Origin of the sequence: Desulfitibacter sp. BRH_c19 (assembly GCA_001515945.1) — a bacterium.
Taxonomy (GTDB): Bacteria; Bacillota; DSM-16504; order Desulfitibacterales; family Desulfitibacteraceae; genus Desulfitibacter.
The window spans coordinates 1-17,898 of record LOER01000037.1 but is presented as its reverse complement, the minus strand read 5'-3'; the positions used below and the strand labels follow the sequence as shown (position 1 = coordinate 17,898).

The following is a 17,898-nucleotide window of genomic DNA, read 5'->3' as shown; positions in this document are numbered from 1 at the left end:
TATACTTTCTAATCTAACTCAATATCTTCATTTTCTTTATGAATATTGAGTTTTGCAACTGCACTAACTATATCTTTTTTCCCCATTCTCATTAATTTTACTCCTTGAGTAACTCTTCCCATTTGGGATATTCCTTCCACTTGGGTTCTGATAATAATTCCACCCTTTGTAACTATCATCAATTCCTGCTTTTCTTGAACAACTCTTAGAGCTATAAGCAATCCGGTTTTTTCATTAAGTTTTAATGCTAAAGATCCTTTTCCACCTCTTGATTGAACTCTATATTCCTCTGAATTTGTTCTTTTTCCAAACCCATTTTGAGTAACACAGATTACTTGGCTATCCTTATCAATTATATCTCCAGAAACAACCTTATCCTCTACTGCAAGGTTGATGGCCTTAACACCTCTAGCTGTCCTACCCATTCTTCTTACTTGTTTTTCAGAGAACCTAATTGATTTTCCTTGCCTGGTTCCTAGTATTAATTCTTTATCTCCATCAGTCAAGCGAACCCCAATCAATTCATCTTCCTCTGATAGGGTAAGAGCAATTATTCCATCTTTTCTGGAGGTATCATAATCACTTAAGTCTGATTTTTTAACTATTCCTTTGGCTGTCATAGTTAAAAGATATTGTCCTTTTTCAAATTTCTTTACGGGAATTACTGTAGTGAGGTTTTCTCCACCTTCTAAATATAGTAGATTAACTATAGACGTACCCTTAGCCTGCCTACTTGCTTCTGGAATTTCATGAACTTTTAATCTATATACCTTGCCTCTATTAGTGAAAAACATCAGATATTGATGGGTATTTGCTACAAAAATATGTTCAACAAAATCCTCATCCCTTGTAGCCATACCACTAATACCACGACCACCTCTTTTTTGTGATCGATAGGTATCTACACTTAATCTTTTAATGTATCCGCGATGTGTAATAGTAATTACAACATCTTCTTCCTCAATGAGATCTTCTATCTCAAATACATCATCTTCTAGATTTATATGTGTCCTCCGTGGATCATTATAAAGCTTTCTTACATCTTTTAATTCACCTTTAACTATATCTAAAACTATCTTTTCATCAGCTAATATTTTTAGATAATACTCTATCTTTTCCATTAGTTCTTTATATTCATTCTCTAATTTTTCCCTTTCTAGGGCTGTTAAACGTTGTAATCTCATATCTAGAATGGCTTGAGCCTGTGCGGCACTTAAACTAAAATTGTTTATTAGACCACTTTTAGCTTCTTCTGTATTCTTCGATGATCTAATTAGTTTAATAACGGCATCTAAATTTCGGAGTGCTATTCTTAAGCCTTCAACAATATGAGCTCTCTCTCTTGCTTTCCTGAGATCATATTTTGTTCTTCTTACAATCACATTTTTCTGATGCTCAACATAATGTTCTAATACTTCTTTAAGAGTAAGGACCTTAGGTGCACCGTCAACAATTGCAAGCATTATAACTCCAAAACTATCTTGCAATTGGGTATGTTTATATAATTGATTTAACAAAACATTGGGATTTACATCTTTTCGTAATTCAATTACAATGCGCATTCCCTTTCTATCAGATTCATCTCTTAAATCAGTAATGCCTTCAATTTTTTTATCTCTGGCAAGTTCCGCAATTTTTTCTATTAGTCTAGCTTTATTTACCTGATACGGAAGCTCAGTTACGATAATTTTATTTTTGTTATTATTCATTTTTTCTATTTCTGTCTTAGCTCTTATTTTTATAGAACCTCTTCCAGTTCTATAAGCTTTTTTGATTCCTTCAGTCCCTAAAATAATTCCATATGTCGGAAAATCTGGACCCTTTATTCTTTTCATGAGACTATCTATAGAAATCTCTGGATTATCAATTAAATCAATGACACCATCAATCACCTCACCTATATTGTGAGGAGGTATATTTGTAGCCATACCTACTGCTATCCCTGAGGAACCATTAATAAGAAGGTTAGGTACCTTAGCTGGAAGTACAGAAGGCTCTTCAGTTGATTCATCGTAATTCGGAATAAAGTCAACTGTTTCTTTATTAATATCTCTTAATAATTCCATGGCAATCTTGGCCATTCTAGCTTCTGTATAACGCATCGCAGCAGCTGAATCTCCGTCAACTGAACCAAAGTTTCCATGTCCATCAACAAGGGGGTATCTATATGAAAAATGTTGCGCCATTCTAACCATGGTATCATAAACAGCCGTATCCCCATGGGGATGGTATTTTGCTAAAACATTACCAACAACATTAGCAGACTTTCTATGAGGTTTATCAGGAGTCATTCCTGATTCGTACATTGCATAAAGAATTCTCCTGTGTACTGGTTTTAAACCATCCCTAACATCAGGTAATGCCCTACCAATAATTACACTCATTGCATAATCGATATATGATTTTTTCATTTCCTGTTCTATATTGACAGGAACAACCTTTCCTTCTAAAATCTCATCCATTTAACAACACCTCGATTATATATCTAAATTCTTAACATCTTTTGCATTGGCTTGAATAAAATTACGCCTTGGTTCTACCTTATCGCCCATGAGGATAGTAAAAATTTCATCAGCTTTTACAGCATCCTCCAGAGTAACCCTTAAGACGGTACGACTCTCGGGATTCATGGTTGTATCCCATAATTGATCAGGATTCATTTCACCAAGACCTTTATATCTCTGAATACTAAAGTTTCTATCCTTTGCTTTTCCGATACTTCTCTCTAATTCATTTTCAGAATAAAGATATGTCTCTTTTTTCCCCTGTTTTAATTTGAATAATGGAGGTTGAGCTATATATATATATCCTCCTTCTACAAGCTCTCTCATATATCGATACAAAAGAGTTAATAAAAGAGTTCTAATGTGAGAACCATCAACATCAGCATCACACATAATAATTATCTTGTGATACCTTAGCTTGCTAACATCGAATTCTTCCCCAATTCCTGTTCCAAGGGCTGTTATAATAGTTCTTATTTCTTCATTGTTCAAAATTTTATCTAATCTTGCTTTTTCAACATTAATTATTTTACCACGTAATGGAAGAATAGCTTGGAATCTTCTATCTCTACCTTGTTTAGCAGAACCTCCAGCTGAGTCACCCTCAACCATATACAATTCTGATTCCTTTGGATCTCTACTTGAGCAATCAGCAAGTTTGCCTGGTAAAGCACTTATTTCTAGAGCGCTTTTTCTTCTTGTTAATTCTCGGGCTTTTCTTGCAGCTTCTCTTGCCCTCTGTGCATTAATACATTTCTCTATTATTTTCTTGGCTATAGGTGGATTTTCATCTAAGAAAGTCCCTACCTCTTCGCCAACTAATGAATCAACAAGACTTCTTACCTCTGAATTACCCAATTTTGTTTTAGTTTGCCCTTCAAACTGAGGTTCTTTTACCTTTACACTTAAAACAGTAGTTAAACCTTCTCTAATATCATCGCCTGAAAGATTACTATCTTTTTCTTTCAAAATATTATGCTTTCTAGAATAATCATTGATGATTCTTGTTAGGGCATTTTTAAATCCTAATTCATGAGTTCCACCTTCGTGTGTATTTATATTGTTTGCATAGGAATAAAGATTTTCAACATATGCATCAGTCCACTGCAAGGCTAATTCAACCTGAACTTCATCTCTTTCGCTATCCATGAATATTACTTCTTTATGTAAAGAATCTTTGTTTTTATTTAAACTCTTTACAAAATCTATAATTCCTCCACTATGATGAAAAATTTCAGAAGAACTTGTCCTATCATCTTGTAATGTTATTTTTAAACCTTTATTTAAAAAAGATAATTCTCTTAATCTTTTTGATAAAATTTCTATTGAAAATTCCATTTCCTCAAAAATTTGATCATCGGGTTTAAAAGTAATTTCTGTTCCATTTTCGGTTGAAGTACCAATAACTTTTAAATCACTAGCTTTAATACCCCTTTGAAATTCCTGCATATATAGCTTTCCATCTCTTCTTACCTTAACTACTAAATTTTCAGATAAGGCATTTACTACTGACATACCTACACCATGAAGACCACCTGATACCTTGTATCCGTTTCCTCCAAATTTTCCTCCAGCATGTAAAATGGTTAAAGCTACTTCCACAGCAGGTAATCCTGTCTTTTGATGTATATCTACAGGGATACCTCTTCCATTGTCACTTACTGATACACTATTATCTTCTTTAATAATTACTTTAATAACATCACAGTATCCTGCTAGAGCTTCATCAACACTATTATCTACAATTTCAAAAACCAGATGATGTAGCCCTCTAGGACCTGTACTACCAATATACATTCCTGGCCTTTTTCGTACTGCTTCTAATCCTTCTAATACTTGTATATGACTCGCATCATATAAATCATTATCAAATTTTTCATCTACTTTTTCTTCCATGAACTGACCTCCTGACAACTTATAAGTAAAGAAAACAATATATCTCAATATTATAAAACAATATATTATTATAACATATAATGGTAAATATTCCTAATAACTAGTATTGTTTATATTCTTTCCATTTTGGCATTTATCAAATCAAAACCGCAGTTATTCCTGCGGTAAAGTTACATTACTTATACTTTCATTCCTAAATCTCTCAATTCTTTTAGTTAATGTATACGAAGAGATTGATGATAAGTAAACCTTGCTCGGAGTTATTATACATGTTTTGGCTTCTTTAACACTAATTATTTCAATAAGCTTTTTGTTATAGATAGCTGTTTCATAAAACTCTTTATTTGCCTTTGATAATTTTTCAATATTTAAGATTGCTATTATGTCATTTAATGATACAACCCATTGGCCGCCTATATGAAGGTGCAATTAAACTCCTCCTCACGAACTAATATTTACAACATTACCATCTTCAATCTTCAATATTGTACTCTTCTTTACTAATCCCTTTATCATATCAAGATCAGTCGTTGTAATAAAAGTTTGAATATTATCTTTTATAGTATCAGTTAATACTATGCGTCTTTCTAAGTCTAATTCTGACATAACATCATCAAGTAACAAAATAGGATATTCTCCTATTTCTTGGTTAGCTATTTCTAAATATGATAATTTCAGGCACAAAGCTACTGTTCTTTGCTGTCCCTGAGATCCATATTTTTTGACATTATATCCATTTATATAAACATTAAAATCATCTCTATGAGGTCCAAATATGGAATTACCTTTTTCTATTTCCTCACTCTTTAAACTATCTAATTTTTCTAGATAGGTATTTAGATCGACATTTATTTCACCTATTTGACTAATTTCATATATTATATCAATATTTTCCTTTCCCTGTGTAATTTTTTTTAAATAATGACTCATATATGGCTTTAACTTAGTCAAAAAGTCTATCCTTTTTGTGACTATTTTATATGCTAATTTTTTATAAATATCTGTCCAGTCCTCTACTTGGCACAAAAGATGCTTATCTCTCTTAACATATTTCAATAAAGTATTTCTCTGATAATTTACGTTATTAAATTTTTTAAGTAAATCATAATACAAAGGATATATTGTAACTAAATCTCTATCTATAAAATTTCTTCTTTTTGATGGATTACCTTTTATAAGAGCTAAATCATCAGGCTCAAAAATACACACAGATATATAGCTAAAAAGATCTGATAATTTTTTAATTTTTATGTCATCTATTAAAATTCTTTTCTCACTATTATTTAAAACAGATTTTAAGTTAAATAAACCATTCTCATTTTGGCAGTTTGCTTCCACTCTTAAATAGTCAGAATCCCATTTAATTAGTTCTTTATTTTGATTTGTTCTAAAAGAAACACCATTTCCTAAATAATAAATTGCTTCGATAAGGTTACTTTTTCCTTGAGCATTATTTCCATAAAGTATGTTAAAACTTGATGGCTTTACAATTGTGTTTTTATAATTTCTAAAATTTATTAAATTTATTTCATTTATATTCAAAACACACCTCATTAAGCTTACTTAATTATTTTATAAAGTTGGTTATTTATCGCTATTATATCACCAATATTGAGTTTTTTACTTCTCCTTTTTTCTAAGGAATCATTCACTTTAATATGTCCTTCATTAATTAGAATTTTTGCCTCTCCTCCTGAGCTAACTATGTTAGCCCATTTCAGAAACTGATTTAATTGAATGGTATCAGTACTAATTTTTACTTCTTCCATTAGGCATCCTCCCTAGGATCTTACTGGTAATATTAAACTTAAATAATTCATATTACTTTCATATGGTTTAATGATACCAGGACTTAGATTTCCATTTAATTCAATAATAACTTTATCAGTATCAATTATCTTTAGAATATCTATAAGATAATTTCCATTGAAAGATATATTTATATCTTCCCCTTCTTTATCAGCTATTAAAGTATCATTAAGTTGTCCAATATTTGGAGAATAAGACCTTATATGAATAATATTATCATTTACTTCTAATTTAATCGTACATGTTTTATTAAAATTTTCATCACTAGAAATTACAGTAGCTCTTTCTATTGAAAGCAATAGTTCTTTAGTATCTGCTATAATTTTCGTGCTATATTCATTTGGAATAACATTCTGGTAAGCAGGAAATTTTCCATCAATAAGTCTTACTCTTATCTTAATACTATCATTTTCAAACTGAGCTTGATTATTATCTATTATTATTTTAATACTTTCTTCTTTGTCGATTAATCTACCTAATTCCATCAAAGCCTTTGCTGGAATTATTATTGGTTTCAAGTCTTCTTCTAAATCCTTATCTAATCCTGTTTCAATTAGTGAAAGGCGATATGTATCAGAAGATACTAATGTTAACTTATGATCGCCAACTTCAAACAAAGCACCGTTTAAAACTGGACGTGTAATATCATGGGAAAACGAAATACTAACTTTTTTAATCATGTTAGAAAATAATTCGTTATTAATTGTAATAGTATGTGTGTTGCTAATATTTGGTAAAAAGGAAAACTGTTCAGTTGGAAATGTATTTAAAGATAATTGAGATTGGTTATAGTTAATAGTTAAATTATTATCTTCTGGTGTCGTAGTTAATGTAATTTCAGTATTTGGTAATTTTCTTAGAATATCAATTAAATATTTAGCTGGAACTACCATCGAACCTATTTCTTCTATATTTGCTTCCACAGTATGTTCTATTCCTATTTCTAAATCAGTTGCTTTTAATAAAAGAGTGTTTTTATTAGTACATTCGAGATATATACCTGTTAGAGCTGGAATAGTGGTTTTTGATGCTACTGCTCTGGAGACTATTTGAGCAGCTTGTAATAGGTTTCCAGTATCTATGGAAAATTTCATTTTTTGACCCTCCTATTTATTATATATATATATATTATTTATAAAGCTTTTATAGTAGCAATAGTAGTAGTACATGTGAAAGTGTGGAAAATGATAAGATACTTACTAACTAAAGAAGATTATTACAGTGTAAAGGTGTTTATAAAAGTCAATATATAAAGATTGTTATCCACATTATGAAGATGAGATAGTTTCCGTTAATTTTTTAATAGATAATTGTAGTTCTACATCTGTTTGTAAAGAGGTTTCAATTTTCTCTTGAGCATGTAACACAGTAGTATGGTCTTTACCTCCAAAGCTGTCTCCAATTTTAGGAAGTGAGCTATCTGTGAGTAATCTACATAAGTACATAGCAATATGACGAGGGTAAGCAAAGTTGCGTGTTCTTTTCTTACCTTTTAAATCTGTTACCTTAACATTAAAGTGTTGAGCGACAGTTTCTTGAATAAGGTTAATAGTTATTTTTCTATTATTGTTTGAAGAAAAAATATCTTGCAAGGATTTTTCCGCTAGTTCGGAATTAATTTCTTTTCCTTCAAAAACTGCATATGCTGCTATTCTGGTTAGAGCTCCTTCTAATTCACGAATATTAGATTTGATGTGTTTTGCTATAAATAGGAGAACTTCGTCTGGAATATCTATATTATCGTTTGCTGCTTTTTTACTAAGAATTGCAATTCGTGTCTCTAAGTCAGGGGGTTGAATATCAGTTATTAAACCACACTCGAACCTAGAACGAAGCCTATCTTCTAAAGTAGGTATTTCTTTTGGAGGTCTATCACTTGAAATAATAATTTGTTTATTAGCTTCATAAAGAGAATTAAATGTATGAAAAAATTCCTCTTGTGTACTTTCTTTACCAGCTAAAAATTGAATATCATCTATTAAAAGAACATCTATAGTTCTGTATTTGTTCCTAAATTCCACAGTCTTATAATCTCTTATGGATTTTATAAGTTCATTAGTAAAGGTTTCAGATGAAACGTATAATACAATAAGATTTGGATATAGTGAAAAAACTTCATGGCCAATTGCATGCATTAAATGGGTCTTTCCTAAACCTACACCACCATATATAAAAAGTGGATTATATGATTTAGCAGGTGATTCAGCTACAGCTAATGAGGCAGCATGGGCAAAACGGTTACTACTACCTATCACAAATGAATCAAATTGATATTTTGGATTTAAAAATGAGAGTAAGTTTTTACTAACCTTGGTATTAAGTACTGGATTTTGGTTAATATAATTATCGTCTTCTTGAATATGAATATCGCTCTCATCAACTTGTGATTTACCATTATCATTTAAATAGGTTTCTATTTCAGAAGGTAAATAAAAATAAAGGTCAATATTATGGTTAATAATTAATTGCAAGGTATTTTTAATAATATTATAATAACGACTCTGCAACCAGTCCTTTGCAAATTCATTTGGTACAGAGACAATCATTACATTATTATTAAAGAAAGCTAAATATGTAGATTTTAACCATGTATCAAAAGTCGGTTTACTAAGCTCTGAACTTAGAATGTCTAGTGTTTTGTTCCATATATTATTTAGTGAATGATCCATTAAATACCCTCCTATATAAGTGTGTATAAAAATGTGGAAAACTCTAGTAGGGTTAAAAGTCTTGTCTCCCAATCAATATTATTAAATAAATTAACATTAATGTATTGTAAAGACAAAATATCAACACTATTATCCACAGGCCAAAACAAAGATAAATTAGCAAATATGGATAGTTATAAAGACTTCTCAATAGATTAATGTGAATAAAATATTTGAATGGGGAAAATCTATAAAGAATGTGAAAAAGATTGCATTTAATTAATATAAAGGTATGAGTAAGAGAGAAGAGAATGCTGTGAATATACTATCAAAAATTATCCACAACTTCAATATAAGTATAAGTATAATTATAGAATAACATGAAAAATATAGAGAGGTTGTGGAAAAACCTACCTATTTTTAATTATATACTGTTTTTTTTGAAAATACTACATCTAACCTTGACAGTTATATAACTGTGGCCTATAATTTTACTACGTGTGTAGGTATTAGGTATGGAAAAAAGGGGGTTTAAATTTTGAAAAGGACATATCAACCCAAAAAGCGTAAAAGATCAAGAATTCATGGGTTTTTAAGTAGAATGTCAACAAAGGCTGGTAGAAATATCATTAGAAACAGGCGCCGTAAGGGAAGAAAGATTTTAAGTGCTTAAAAAGGCCGCTTCAAGTGGCCTTTTTAACTTCTATTGATTAGAATTAAGAATAGAGGTTAATAATAAGACTAGTAAAAAATGTAAAATTTTTGCGGGGGCAGTATTATGTTACAAAAGCAATATAGATTAAAAAAAAAAGTGACTTTAATAAAATCTACACACAGGGAAAAACAGTTGTAGGTGGATCTGTGGTGGTCTATTATAAAAAGTCGGAGAATTTTAGAATAGGCTTTAGTGTTTCTAAAAAAGTTGGTAATGCAGTAGTTAGAAATAAAGTAAAAAGGTCATTAAGAGAAATTTGCAGAAAAAACTTGCATTTATTTCCTCATGGCTATGACTTTATTTTTATTGCAAGACCGAAAATAAAAGGATTTTCCTACCAACAAGTCGAAAGAGAAGTAGTTAGGAAATTAAAAGAGGTAAAATTATGATTGTAAGTTTTTTAATTAGAATCATAAGTCTCTATCAAAAGTATCTTTCTCCTATGTTTGGAAGAAGATGTAGATTTTATCCTACTTGTTCTCAATATACAATTCAAGTTTTAGATAAATATGGATTATTTATTGGTTTATTAAAAGCGTTAAAACGAATAATCAAGTGTAATCCCTTTCATCCGGGGGGACATGATCCTGCATAGTCTAAAAGGTGATTTTGCTAATTAGATATCAGGTTAATAAGGGTAAAAAATTAAGTATTACTCTATAGTTAGAGGAGGTGGGCCTGTCATATCTGATTAATCAGAGTGCAGGGAATAATGGGCACATTGCAAGCGTTTATATCACAGTCAATTCAGTTCTTTTATGAAATTACTTTATCGTTAGGTCTTCCTAGTTACGGGGTAGCTATCATCATGTTCACAATAGCTATAAAATTGGTATTGATGCCCCTTACTATGAAACAAGTTAAGGCAATGAAGACAATGCAGGTAGTTCAACCGCAGGTTCAGGAGATACAAAAGAAGTATAAAAGCAATCCCCAGAAATCGCAACAGTTAATTATGGAATTATATAAGAAGCATAATGCCAACCCTTTTTCAGGATGCTGGCCGATTTTGGTTCAAATGCCTATATTGTTTGCATTATTTAGATCCTTACGTGTATTTTTTGATCCTGAATTAGCACCTGAATACGTTAATTTAGCACACGCTGCTTTTTTATGGGTACCAAATCTAGGAATGCCGGATCCATATTTTCTCCCGGTGATGGTTGCTTTAGGAACATTTCTTCAACAAAAAGTAACAATGAGCTCTGCGACACTTGAACAAAATCCTAGTCAAAAGATGCTACTATATTTTATGCCATTATTCATAGGATGGATTAGCAGAACCTTTCCTGCAGCATTGGCGTTATATTGGTTAATGTATAGTATTGTTGGGGTATTTGAACAGTTATTACTAAGACGTTCAGCAGCTATAAAGGAGGAAGTTGGTTCCAAATGATAACAATGGAGACTACTGGAAAGAGTATTGATGAAGCAATTGAAAAGGCTCTCAAGGAAATGCAAGTTACTAAGGATAATGTTCAGGTAGAAATCATTGACGAAGGAAGCAAAGGCTTTTTAGGTCTAATAGGTACAAAAGTTGCAAGAGTGAGAGTTACAAAAAACATTGATCCTGTCGAAATAGCTAAAGAGTTCTTGACTTTCGTGACACAGAAAATACGTGTTGAGGTTGAGTTCAATGTTGAGAATAGAAGTGATCATATTTATATAAATGTTACTGGGAAAAACATTGGAATTTTAATAGGTAGAAGAGGAGAGACATTAGAGTCTCTTCAATATTTAACAAACTTAGCTGTAAACAAAAAACTTCAGGAACGCGTGAGGATTATACTCGATATGGAGGGTTATAGGACCAGAAGAGAAGACACATTAATTAAGCTTGCCAATAGGCTATATGAAAGAGTTAAAAAAGCACATAAAAGTATTACATTGGAGCCTATGAATCCTCATGAGAGAAGAATAATTCATACTGCATTACAAAATAAGAGTGGGATACAGACCTATAGTGAAGGCGACGAGCCTTATAGAAAAGTGGTTATTAGTCTAAAAAGATAGAACTTAAACCCAGTGATTCAAATTACTGGGTTTTATTATATAGAGTTTGAGCATAATAAAGAAAAATTACAAGAATAAACAATAATCTAAAGTGGTGATAATAATGCATTATACACAGGAGGCTATTGTAGGGATAGCTACCCCTCCCGGAGAAGGTGGAATAGCTATAATTAGAATTACTGGCAGTCAATCAACTGATATAATAAGTGATATATTTGTTTCAAAATATAAGAAAAGTAAAGATTCATTTAAGGATAGATACTTCTATTTAGGCAAGATATACGATGACAATCAATTTATAGATCAAGTAATGATGGTTGTAATGAAATCACCTAAAAGCTATACAGGTGAGGATGTGGTTGAGATACATTGTCATGGAGGAGTTCTAGTAACAAGGAAAATTCAGGAACTTGTTTTAAAAAAGGGTGCTAGAATGGCAGATCCTGGTGAATTTACTAAAAGGGCATTTTTAAATGGAAAACTAGATTTAACCCAGGCAGAAGCCATAATTGATATCATAACAGCGAAAAGTGAAAGTGGGTTAAAATCAGCAACTAAGCAATTAGATGGTAACCTAAAAGAATCTATCAACAATATAAATGCTAATCTAGAGAAGATTCTAGCAAACTTGGAGGCAGAAATTGACTTTCCCGATGATGATATTGAAACTATGAGTATCAAAGAAATGGACCAATTAATAGACAAAAGTATTAGAGATATTGATATTTTGATTGAGGAAGCCGAGGCTGGTAGAGTATCAAGGGAAGGGGTTAATACTGTAATAGTAGGAAAGACAAATGTTGGAAAATCAAGCCTATTAAATGCATTGGTTAGAGATGATAGGGCTATAGTTACAGAAATTCCTGGTACTACAAGAGATGTTATTGAGGAGCATATTCAAATTAAAGGAATTCTATTTAAGATAAACGATACTGCTGGGTTTAGGGATACGCAAGATATTGTTGAAAAAATTGGTCTAGAGAAAAGCCAGAAGCTGTTACTAGATGCCGACCTTATACTATTTGTGATTGATGATACCCAGAGATTAACAGAAGATGATTATAATTTAATGGAACAGCTTAAGAGTATTGATAAAAAGATACTTGTAATAATTAATAAAATTGATTTAAAAAGATTTCATTTAAAGGATGAAATTCATAGACAATTGCCTTTAGCAAAAATAATTGAAATATCAGCGCTAGAGAAAACAGGGCTAGGGCTCGTGGAAGATGAATTGGTAAACATGGTGTTTAGTGGAGAGGTAATACAAAATCAAGAATATATTATAACAAGAACAAGACATAAAAACGCCCTGGTTACGACAAAAGGCTTTCTGCAGGAAGGGAAGAAGACAATTGCAAATGGCTTAACAGAAGAGTTTTTAAGTATTGACTTGAAAGATGCTTGGATGGCGCTTGGCCAAATAACCGGTAATACCATTGATAAGGATATTATGGATAAGATTTTTAGTGAATTTTGTATAGGTAAATAGGAGTGGAGATAATGGATAGCACTATGGATAATTATGATGTTATTGTTATAGGAGCAGGACATGCTGGGTGTGAGGCAGCTTTGGCGGCTGCTAGAATGGGATGCAAAACACTTGTAACCACAATAACCTTAGAAAATATTGCCTTAATGCCCTGTAATCCTGCAATAGGGGGCCCAGCAAAGGGACATTTAGTAAGAGAGGTAGATGCATTAGGTGGACAAATTGGGATCAATACAGATGAAACATTGATTCAAATTAGATTATTAAATACAACTAAGGGACCAGCGGTACAATCTTTAAGAGCTCAGTCAGATAAAGATTACTATCAGTTATTGATGAAAAATGTAATACAGGCTCAGGAAAATCTTGATCTAAAACAAACTGAGGTAGTTAAGATTTTATATAAGAATCAAAGTATCTGTGGAGTGGAAACTCGTACAGGCATAAGGTATTATGCAGAATGTGTAGTTGTTACTACGGGAACATATATGGAAGGTAAAGTATTTATTGGTAGCGCAACTTGGGATGCAGGGCCTAATAACATTTTAGCCTCCAAAGGACTGAGTCAGTCATTTAAAGAATTGGGTTTAAAGTTCGGAAGATTTAAAACTGGAACTCCACCAAGAGTTGACAAGAGATCAATTGATTTTGAGAAAATGAGTGAACAAAAGGGTGATGAGAACAACTTGAATTTCTCCTTCATGACAGATGTATTGTCTAGGCCAAATATTTCATGTTGGCTTACCTATACTAATGAAGATACACATGCAGTAATCAGGGACAATCTCTATAGATCTCCTTTATATGAAGGTATGATAGAAGGCGTTGGACCTAGATATTGTCCATCCATAGAAGATAAGGTGGTAAGGTTTTCAGATAAACTACGTCATCAAATATTCCTAGAGCCCGAAGGAATGAACACCTTTGAGTACTATGTCCAGGGGTTTTCTACAAGTCTACCGGAGGATGTTCAAATCAAAATGCTACATACTATTAAGGGGCTAGAGAACGCAAAAATAATGAGGCCAGGGTATGCGATTGAATATGATTATATAGATCCTAAACAACTCAAGCTAACACTTGAAACTAAGGAAGTAAAGGGCCTGTTTTTTGCTGGTCAAGTAAATGGAACCTCAGGGTACGAGGAAGCTGCAGCACAGGGATTAATGGCGGGAATCAATGCTGCTAAAATGGTACAGGGAAAAGAGCCAATTATACTTTCACGAGCACAAGCATATATTGGAGTTCTAATTGATGATTTAGTTACAAAAGGGATAAATGAGCCATACAGAATGTTAACATCTAGGGCTGAATATAGACTTTTATTAAGACAGGATAATGCGGACTTGCGTCTAACTGAAATAGGCTATGAAATCGGTACTGTTAAAGAAGAAAGATATACTAGATTTAAAAATAAAATATCTGATATGGAAAACCTCAGAATAATTCTAAAAGAAACCTTTGCATTGCCTAATGACGAGGGACTTAAGGAAATATTAAATGCAAAGGAAAGCAGCCCTATTAAGAACAAAATGTCTTTAGAAGAATTATTAAAACGTCCAGAAGTAATGCTCAAGGATTTAGAAAAGATGTATCATATTTCAGATGATAATCAAGATGCAAATAAACAAGTAGAAATTCAAATTAAGTATGAAGGATATATTAAGAAGCAGTTAAATCAAGTAGAGAAGTTTGAAAGACTAGAGAACAAACAGGTTCCTTTAGAAATAGATTATTTGCAAATAAAGGGCCTCAGAAAGGAAGCACAACAGAAGCTAACAGAAGTAAAGCCTAAGTCTATTGGGCAAGCATCAAGAATTAGTGGAGTTAACCCAGCGGATATCAATGTTCTGTTAATATATTTAGAACAAAGAAACAGGAGCAAGGCAAATGATTGAAAAGAATTATCAAGAATTACTAAAAGAAGGATTAATTAAGCAAAAAGTTTCTTTTGACAACACGAAAATAGAGAAGCTTGTTAAATTTTTAGACATGTTGCTAGATGCAAACAAAGAAGTTAATCTTACATCTATAACAGATCCTCAGGAAGCAATATATAAGCATTTTATAGATAGTTTGTCTGTTATCCCCTATTTAAAAGAGTATAAAAACTTACGTATTATAGATGTGGGAACAGGGGCTGGGTTTCCTGGGATACCTATACAAATTGTTATGGCAGATACCAAGATGACCCTTATTGATTCGACCAATAAAAAAGTTAACTTTTTAAAAAGGGTTGTTGATGAGCTTGATATTGCAGATGTGGATTGTATTCATACAAGAGCCGAGGATTTAGCAAGAAATTCCGAACATAGGGAAGAATATGATTTAGTGCTATCTCGTGCATTAGCTCCATTGAATTTGCTGCTTGAGCTTTGCATGCCCTTTGCAAAAGTTGGTGGAATATTTATAGCATACAAGAGCAAAGAGGTCTACAAGGAGATTGAAAAGAGCAAAAAAGCTTTAAAGCTACTTGGGGGACAAATAAAGGAGTTAAAAAGGGTTGAAGTTACAGGGGTAGAAGCAGAGAGATACTTAGTAATTATAGAAAAAACTAAGAAAAATTTACCTGCTTATCCCAGAAAACCAGGAATTCCACAAAAGAGACCCATAGAATAATAGCATAACAGGTGTTATCGTTATATTGATAGCACCTGTTTTATTTTTTTATTAAATTTTTTAGGCAGTAACATTATACAATAGGTGCAGGACTATGGTTAATAAATGTTGAATAAGACTATATTAACCAGATTTTCTGCCAAAAGAGAGGTGAAGCAATTGTGGGGGTAATATATGCAGTAGCTAATCAAAAGGGTGGTGTTGCTAAAACAACTACGGCCGTCAATTTAAGTGCATGTTTGGCAGAGGCAGAAAAAAGTGTGTTGTTAGTGGATATTGATCCACAAGGCAATGCTAGTAGTGGGCTTGGTGTTGATAGATATAATATAAGAGAATGCATATATGATGTACTTATAAACGAAACAGCTATTAATGAAGTAATCTTACAAACAGAGATACCAGGGTTAGAAATTTTGCCAGCTACCATCCAATTAGCAGGAGCTGAAATAGAACTAGCAAGTTCTGTATCAAGAGAAATTAGATTAAAAAATACCCTGAGGAGCATTAAAAATGATTATGATTACATAATTATAGACTGCCCTCCCAGCTTAGGGTTACTTACACTTAATGCTCTAACAGCAGCTGATGGAGTGATAATTCCTATACAATGTGAATACTATGCTCTGGAAGGCTTGGGACAATTAATGAATACTATATCCCTAATACAAAAACATTTAAACACCCAATTAGAAATAACAGGCATTGTACTTACTATGTTTGATGCTAGGACAAATCTATCTATTCAGGTTGTAGATGAAGTAAAAGAGCACTTTAAGGGCAAGGTTTTTAGTACCATCATACCAAGAAATGTTAGATTAAGTGAGGCTCCCAGCCATGGAAAGCCTATAACCAAGTACGATTTGAAATCTAGGGGAGCACAGGTGTATATTGATTTAGCAAGGGAAGTGATTGAAATTGATTAAAAAAGGGCTAGGAAAGGGATTAAAGGCTTTAATACCTCCAGTCCCACTTGCAGACGAGGAGAATAAAGATATACAGTGGCTTGATTTAACCTATATTCAACCCAATGAAAATCAGCCAAGGAGAAATATTGATAAAGAAAAATTAAATGAATTAGCAAGATCAATAAAGGAACACGGAGTAGTTCAGCCGATAATAGTAAGAAGAAAGACAGACAATAGATATGAGATTGTAGCAGGAGAAAGACGTTGGCGTGCTTGTCAGTTAGCTGAAATGGACAAGATACCTGCCATTATAAAAGATTATAGCCCGCAACAGGTATCAGAGATAGCGTTAATAGAAAATATCCAGAGGGAAGACCTTAATCCAATTGAGGAGTCCTGGGCATTTAAGACGTTAATTGAAGAATATAATTTAACGCAAGAGGAACTTGCAAAAAAAGTGGGTAAAAGCAGGCCATATATAGCAAACACCTTAAGATTATTAAACTTACCTGCAGAAGTAAAAAGCCTTTTATCGGAAGGGCAGTTATCTACGGGACATGCTAGGGCATTGCTTTCTATCCAGGATGATGCAATTCAAAAAGAAATAGCATATAGAATTATTGACGAAAAACTTTCAGTTAGGCAAGTAGAAGATATGATTGCACATATGGGAGAGAGTTCCTCTCGCGAGGATGAGAAAGAAGACAAGAAAACCAAAGAGCTAAAAACAAATGAAAACAAAATAGATCCTTTAGTGGACGAACTGGAAGAAAAGCTACAGACATACTTCGGCACAAAAGTTCAACTAAAATATCAAAAAGGTAAGGGAAGAATTGAAATTAGTTACTATTCGGATGATGAATTAGATAGGCTGTTAGAAATCATATTAGAAGATGAGCACAGCGCATAGGATTGAAACATTTAAGGGGGTTGCAATAAAAGCAACTCCTTTAAATGTTTCACGTGAAACATTTGCTATGCTCATGAAACAAAACTTAGTTTAAGACAAAGCTATTGTTCAGGCGGAAGCTTTAGTTGAATTAATACTATTTACCTATGAAAATTATGCTCAATGATAGTGCAAATTGGCTAGTTTTACTCCAAGACTCCTATCTTCTGGCCTTGCACTGGTATTTCTACGCATTGCAAAAATCACAATGCTAGAACTACTGGCGGCTCTGCACTGGTATTTCTAGGCATTGCAAAAATCACAATGCTAGAACTACTGGCGGCTCTGCACTGGTATTTCTAGGCATTGCAAAAATCACAATGCTAGAACTACTGGCGGCTCTGCACT

Annotated in this window: 17 protein-coding genes; 10 read left to right on the top strand and 7 right to left on the bottom strand. The window is 32.5% G+C overall.

What is annotated here, in order from left to right; all coding sequences use genetic code 11:
• Positions 1-8: 8 nt before the first annotated feature.
• The 7 genes from APF76_00085 to APF76_00055 all read right to left on the bottom strand — a co-directional run bounded on the left by APF76_00085 (position 9) and on the right by APF76_00055 (position 8,878).
• Entirely contained in the window at positions 9-2,462 is a 2,454-nt protein-coding gene (locus APF76_00085) for a DNA gyrase subunit A (GenBank protein KUO49620.1), read from the bottom strand.
• 15 nt (positions 2,463-2,477) lie between these two features.
• Positions 2,478-4,400 (bottom strand): DNA topoisomerase IV subunit B, encoded by a 1,923-nt coding sequence (gene gyrB / locus APF76_00080; GenBank protein KUO49619.1) that lies wholly within the window; start codon positions 4,398-4,400, stop codon positions 2,478-2,480.
• 153 nt (positions 4,401-4,553) lie between these two features.
• Entirely contained in the window at positions 4,554-4,829 is a 276-nt protein-coding gene (locus tag APF76_00075; protein ID KUO49618.1) for a hypothetical protein, read from the bottom strand.
• A gap of 12 nt (positions 4,830-4,841) precedes the next feature.
• Positions 4,842-5,942: a hypothetical protein gene (locus tag APF76_00070; protein KUO49617.1), complete on the bottom strand. Its 1,101-nt coding sequence runs from the start codon at positions 5,940-5,942 to the stop codon at positions 4,842-4,844.
• Between the two features lie 17 nt (positions 5,943-5,959).
• A complete protein-coding gene (locus APF76_00065; protein ID KUO49616.1) occupies positions 5,960-6,169 on the bottom strand; it encodes an RNA-binding protein in 210 nt (69 codons plus the stop codon).
• 12 nt (positions 6,170-6,181) lie between these two features.
• Positions 6,182-7,303 carry a hypothetical protein gene (locus APF76_00060; GenBank protein ID KUO49615.1) on the bottom strand — a complete coding sequence of 374 codons (1,122 nt, stop codon included), beginning with the start codon at positions 7,301-7,303 and terminating at the stop codon, positions 6,182-6,184.
• Positions 7,304-7,477: 174 nt separating this feature from the next.
• Positions 7,478-8,878: a chromosomal replication initiation protein gene (locus APF76_00055; GenBank protein ID KUO49614.1), complete on the bottom strand. Its 1,401-nt coding sequence runs from the start codon at positions 8,876-8,878 to the stop codon at positions 7,478-7,480.
• A 517-nt stretch (positions 8,879-9,395) separates the two neighbouring features.
• On the opposite strand from APF76_00055, the gene APF76_00050 reads away from it, so the two are divergent.
• From APF76_00050 to APF76_00005, 10 genes are all read left to right on the top strand, one after another.
• Entirely contained in the window at positions 9,396-9,530 is a 135-nt protein-coding gene (locus APF76_00050) for a 50S ribosomal protein L34 (GenBank protein KUO49613.1), read from the top strand.
• A 191-nt stretch (positions 9,531-9,721) separates the two neighbouring features.
• The gene (locus APF76_00045) at positions 9,722-9,961 is read left to right on the top strand and encodes a hypothetical protein (protein ID KUO49612.1); all 240 of its coding nucleotides are present in this window, start codon (positions 9,722-9,724) and stop codon (positions 9,959-9,961) included.
• Positions 9,958-10,167: a membrane protein insertion efficiency factor gene (locus APF76_00040; GenBank protein KUO49611.1), complete on the top strand. Its 210-nt coding sequence runs from the start codon at positions 9,958-9,960 to the stop codon at positions 10,165-10,167. Before APF76_00045 ends, APF76_00040 begins: the two co-directional genes overlap by 4 nt.
• A 117-nt stretch (positions 10,168-10,284) precedes the next feature.
• Positions 10,285-10,968 carry a hypothetical protein gene (locus APF76_00035; protein ID KUO49648.1) on the top strand — a complete coding sequence of 228 codons (684 nt, stop codon included), beginning with the start codon at positions 10,285-10,287 and terminating at the stop codon, positions 10,966-10,968.
• Positions 10,965-11,585 (top strand): DNA-binding protein, encoded by a 621-nt coding sequence (locus APF76_00030; protein ID KUO49610.1) that lies wholly within the window; start codon positions 10,965-10,967, stop codon positions 11,583-11,585. Before APF76_00035 ends, APF76_00030 begins: the two co-directional genes overlap by 4 nt.
• Positions 11,586-11,688: 103 nt before the next feature.
• Positions 11,689-13,077, top strand: a complete 1,389-nt coding sequence (locus APF76_00025; GenBank protein ID KUO49609.1) for a hypothetical protein — start codon at positions 11,689-11,691, stop codon at positions 13,075-13,077.
• 11 nt (positions 13,078-13,088) lie between these two features.
• Positions 13,089-14,975 carry a tRNA uridine 5-carboxymethylaminomethyl modification protein gene (locus tag APF76_00020; GenBank protein KUO49608.1) on the top strand — a complete coding sequence of 629 codons (1,887 nt, stop codon included), beginning with the start codon at positions 13,089-13,091 and terminating at the stop codon, positions 14,973-14,975.
• Positions 14,968-15,696 carry a hypothetical protein gene (locus APF76_00015; GenBank protein KUO49607.1) on the top strand — a complete coding sequence of 243 codons (729 nt, stop codon included), beginning with the start codon at positions 14,968-14,970 and terminating at the stop codon, positions 15,694-15,696. Before APF76_00020 ends, APF76_00015 begins: the two co-directional genes overlap by 8 nt.
• Before the next feature lie 161 nt (positions 15,697-15,857).
• Positions 15,858-16,619 carry a sporulation initiation inhibitor Soj gene (locus APF76_00010; GenBank protein KUO49606.1) on the top strand — a complete coding sequence of 254 codons (762 nt, stop codon included), beginning with the start codon at positions 15,858-15,860 and terminating at the stop codon, positions 16,617-16,619.
• On the top strand, positions 16,612-17,511 hold the full coding sequence (locus tag APF76_00005; protein KUO49605.1) for a hypothetical protein: 900 nt from the start codon (positions 16,612-16,614) through the stop codon (positions 17,509-17,511). The genes APF76_00010 and APF76_00005 overlap by 8 nt, the downstream gene beginning before the upstream one ends.
• The last annotated feature ends 387 nt before the right edge of the window (positions 17,512-17,898 follow it).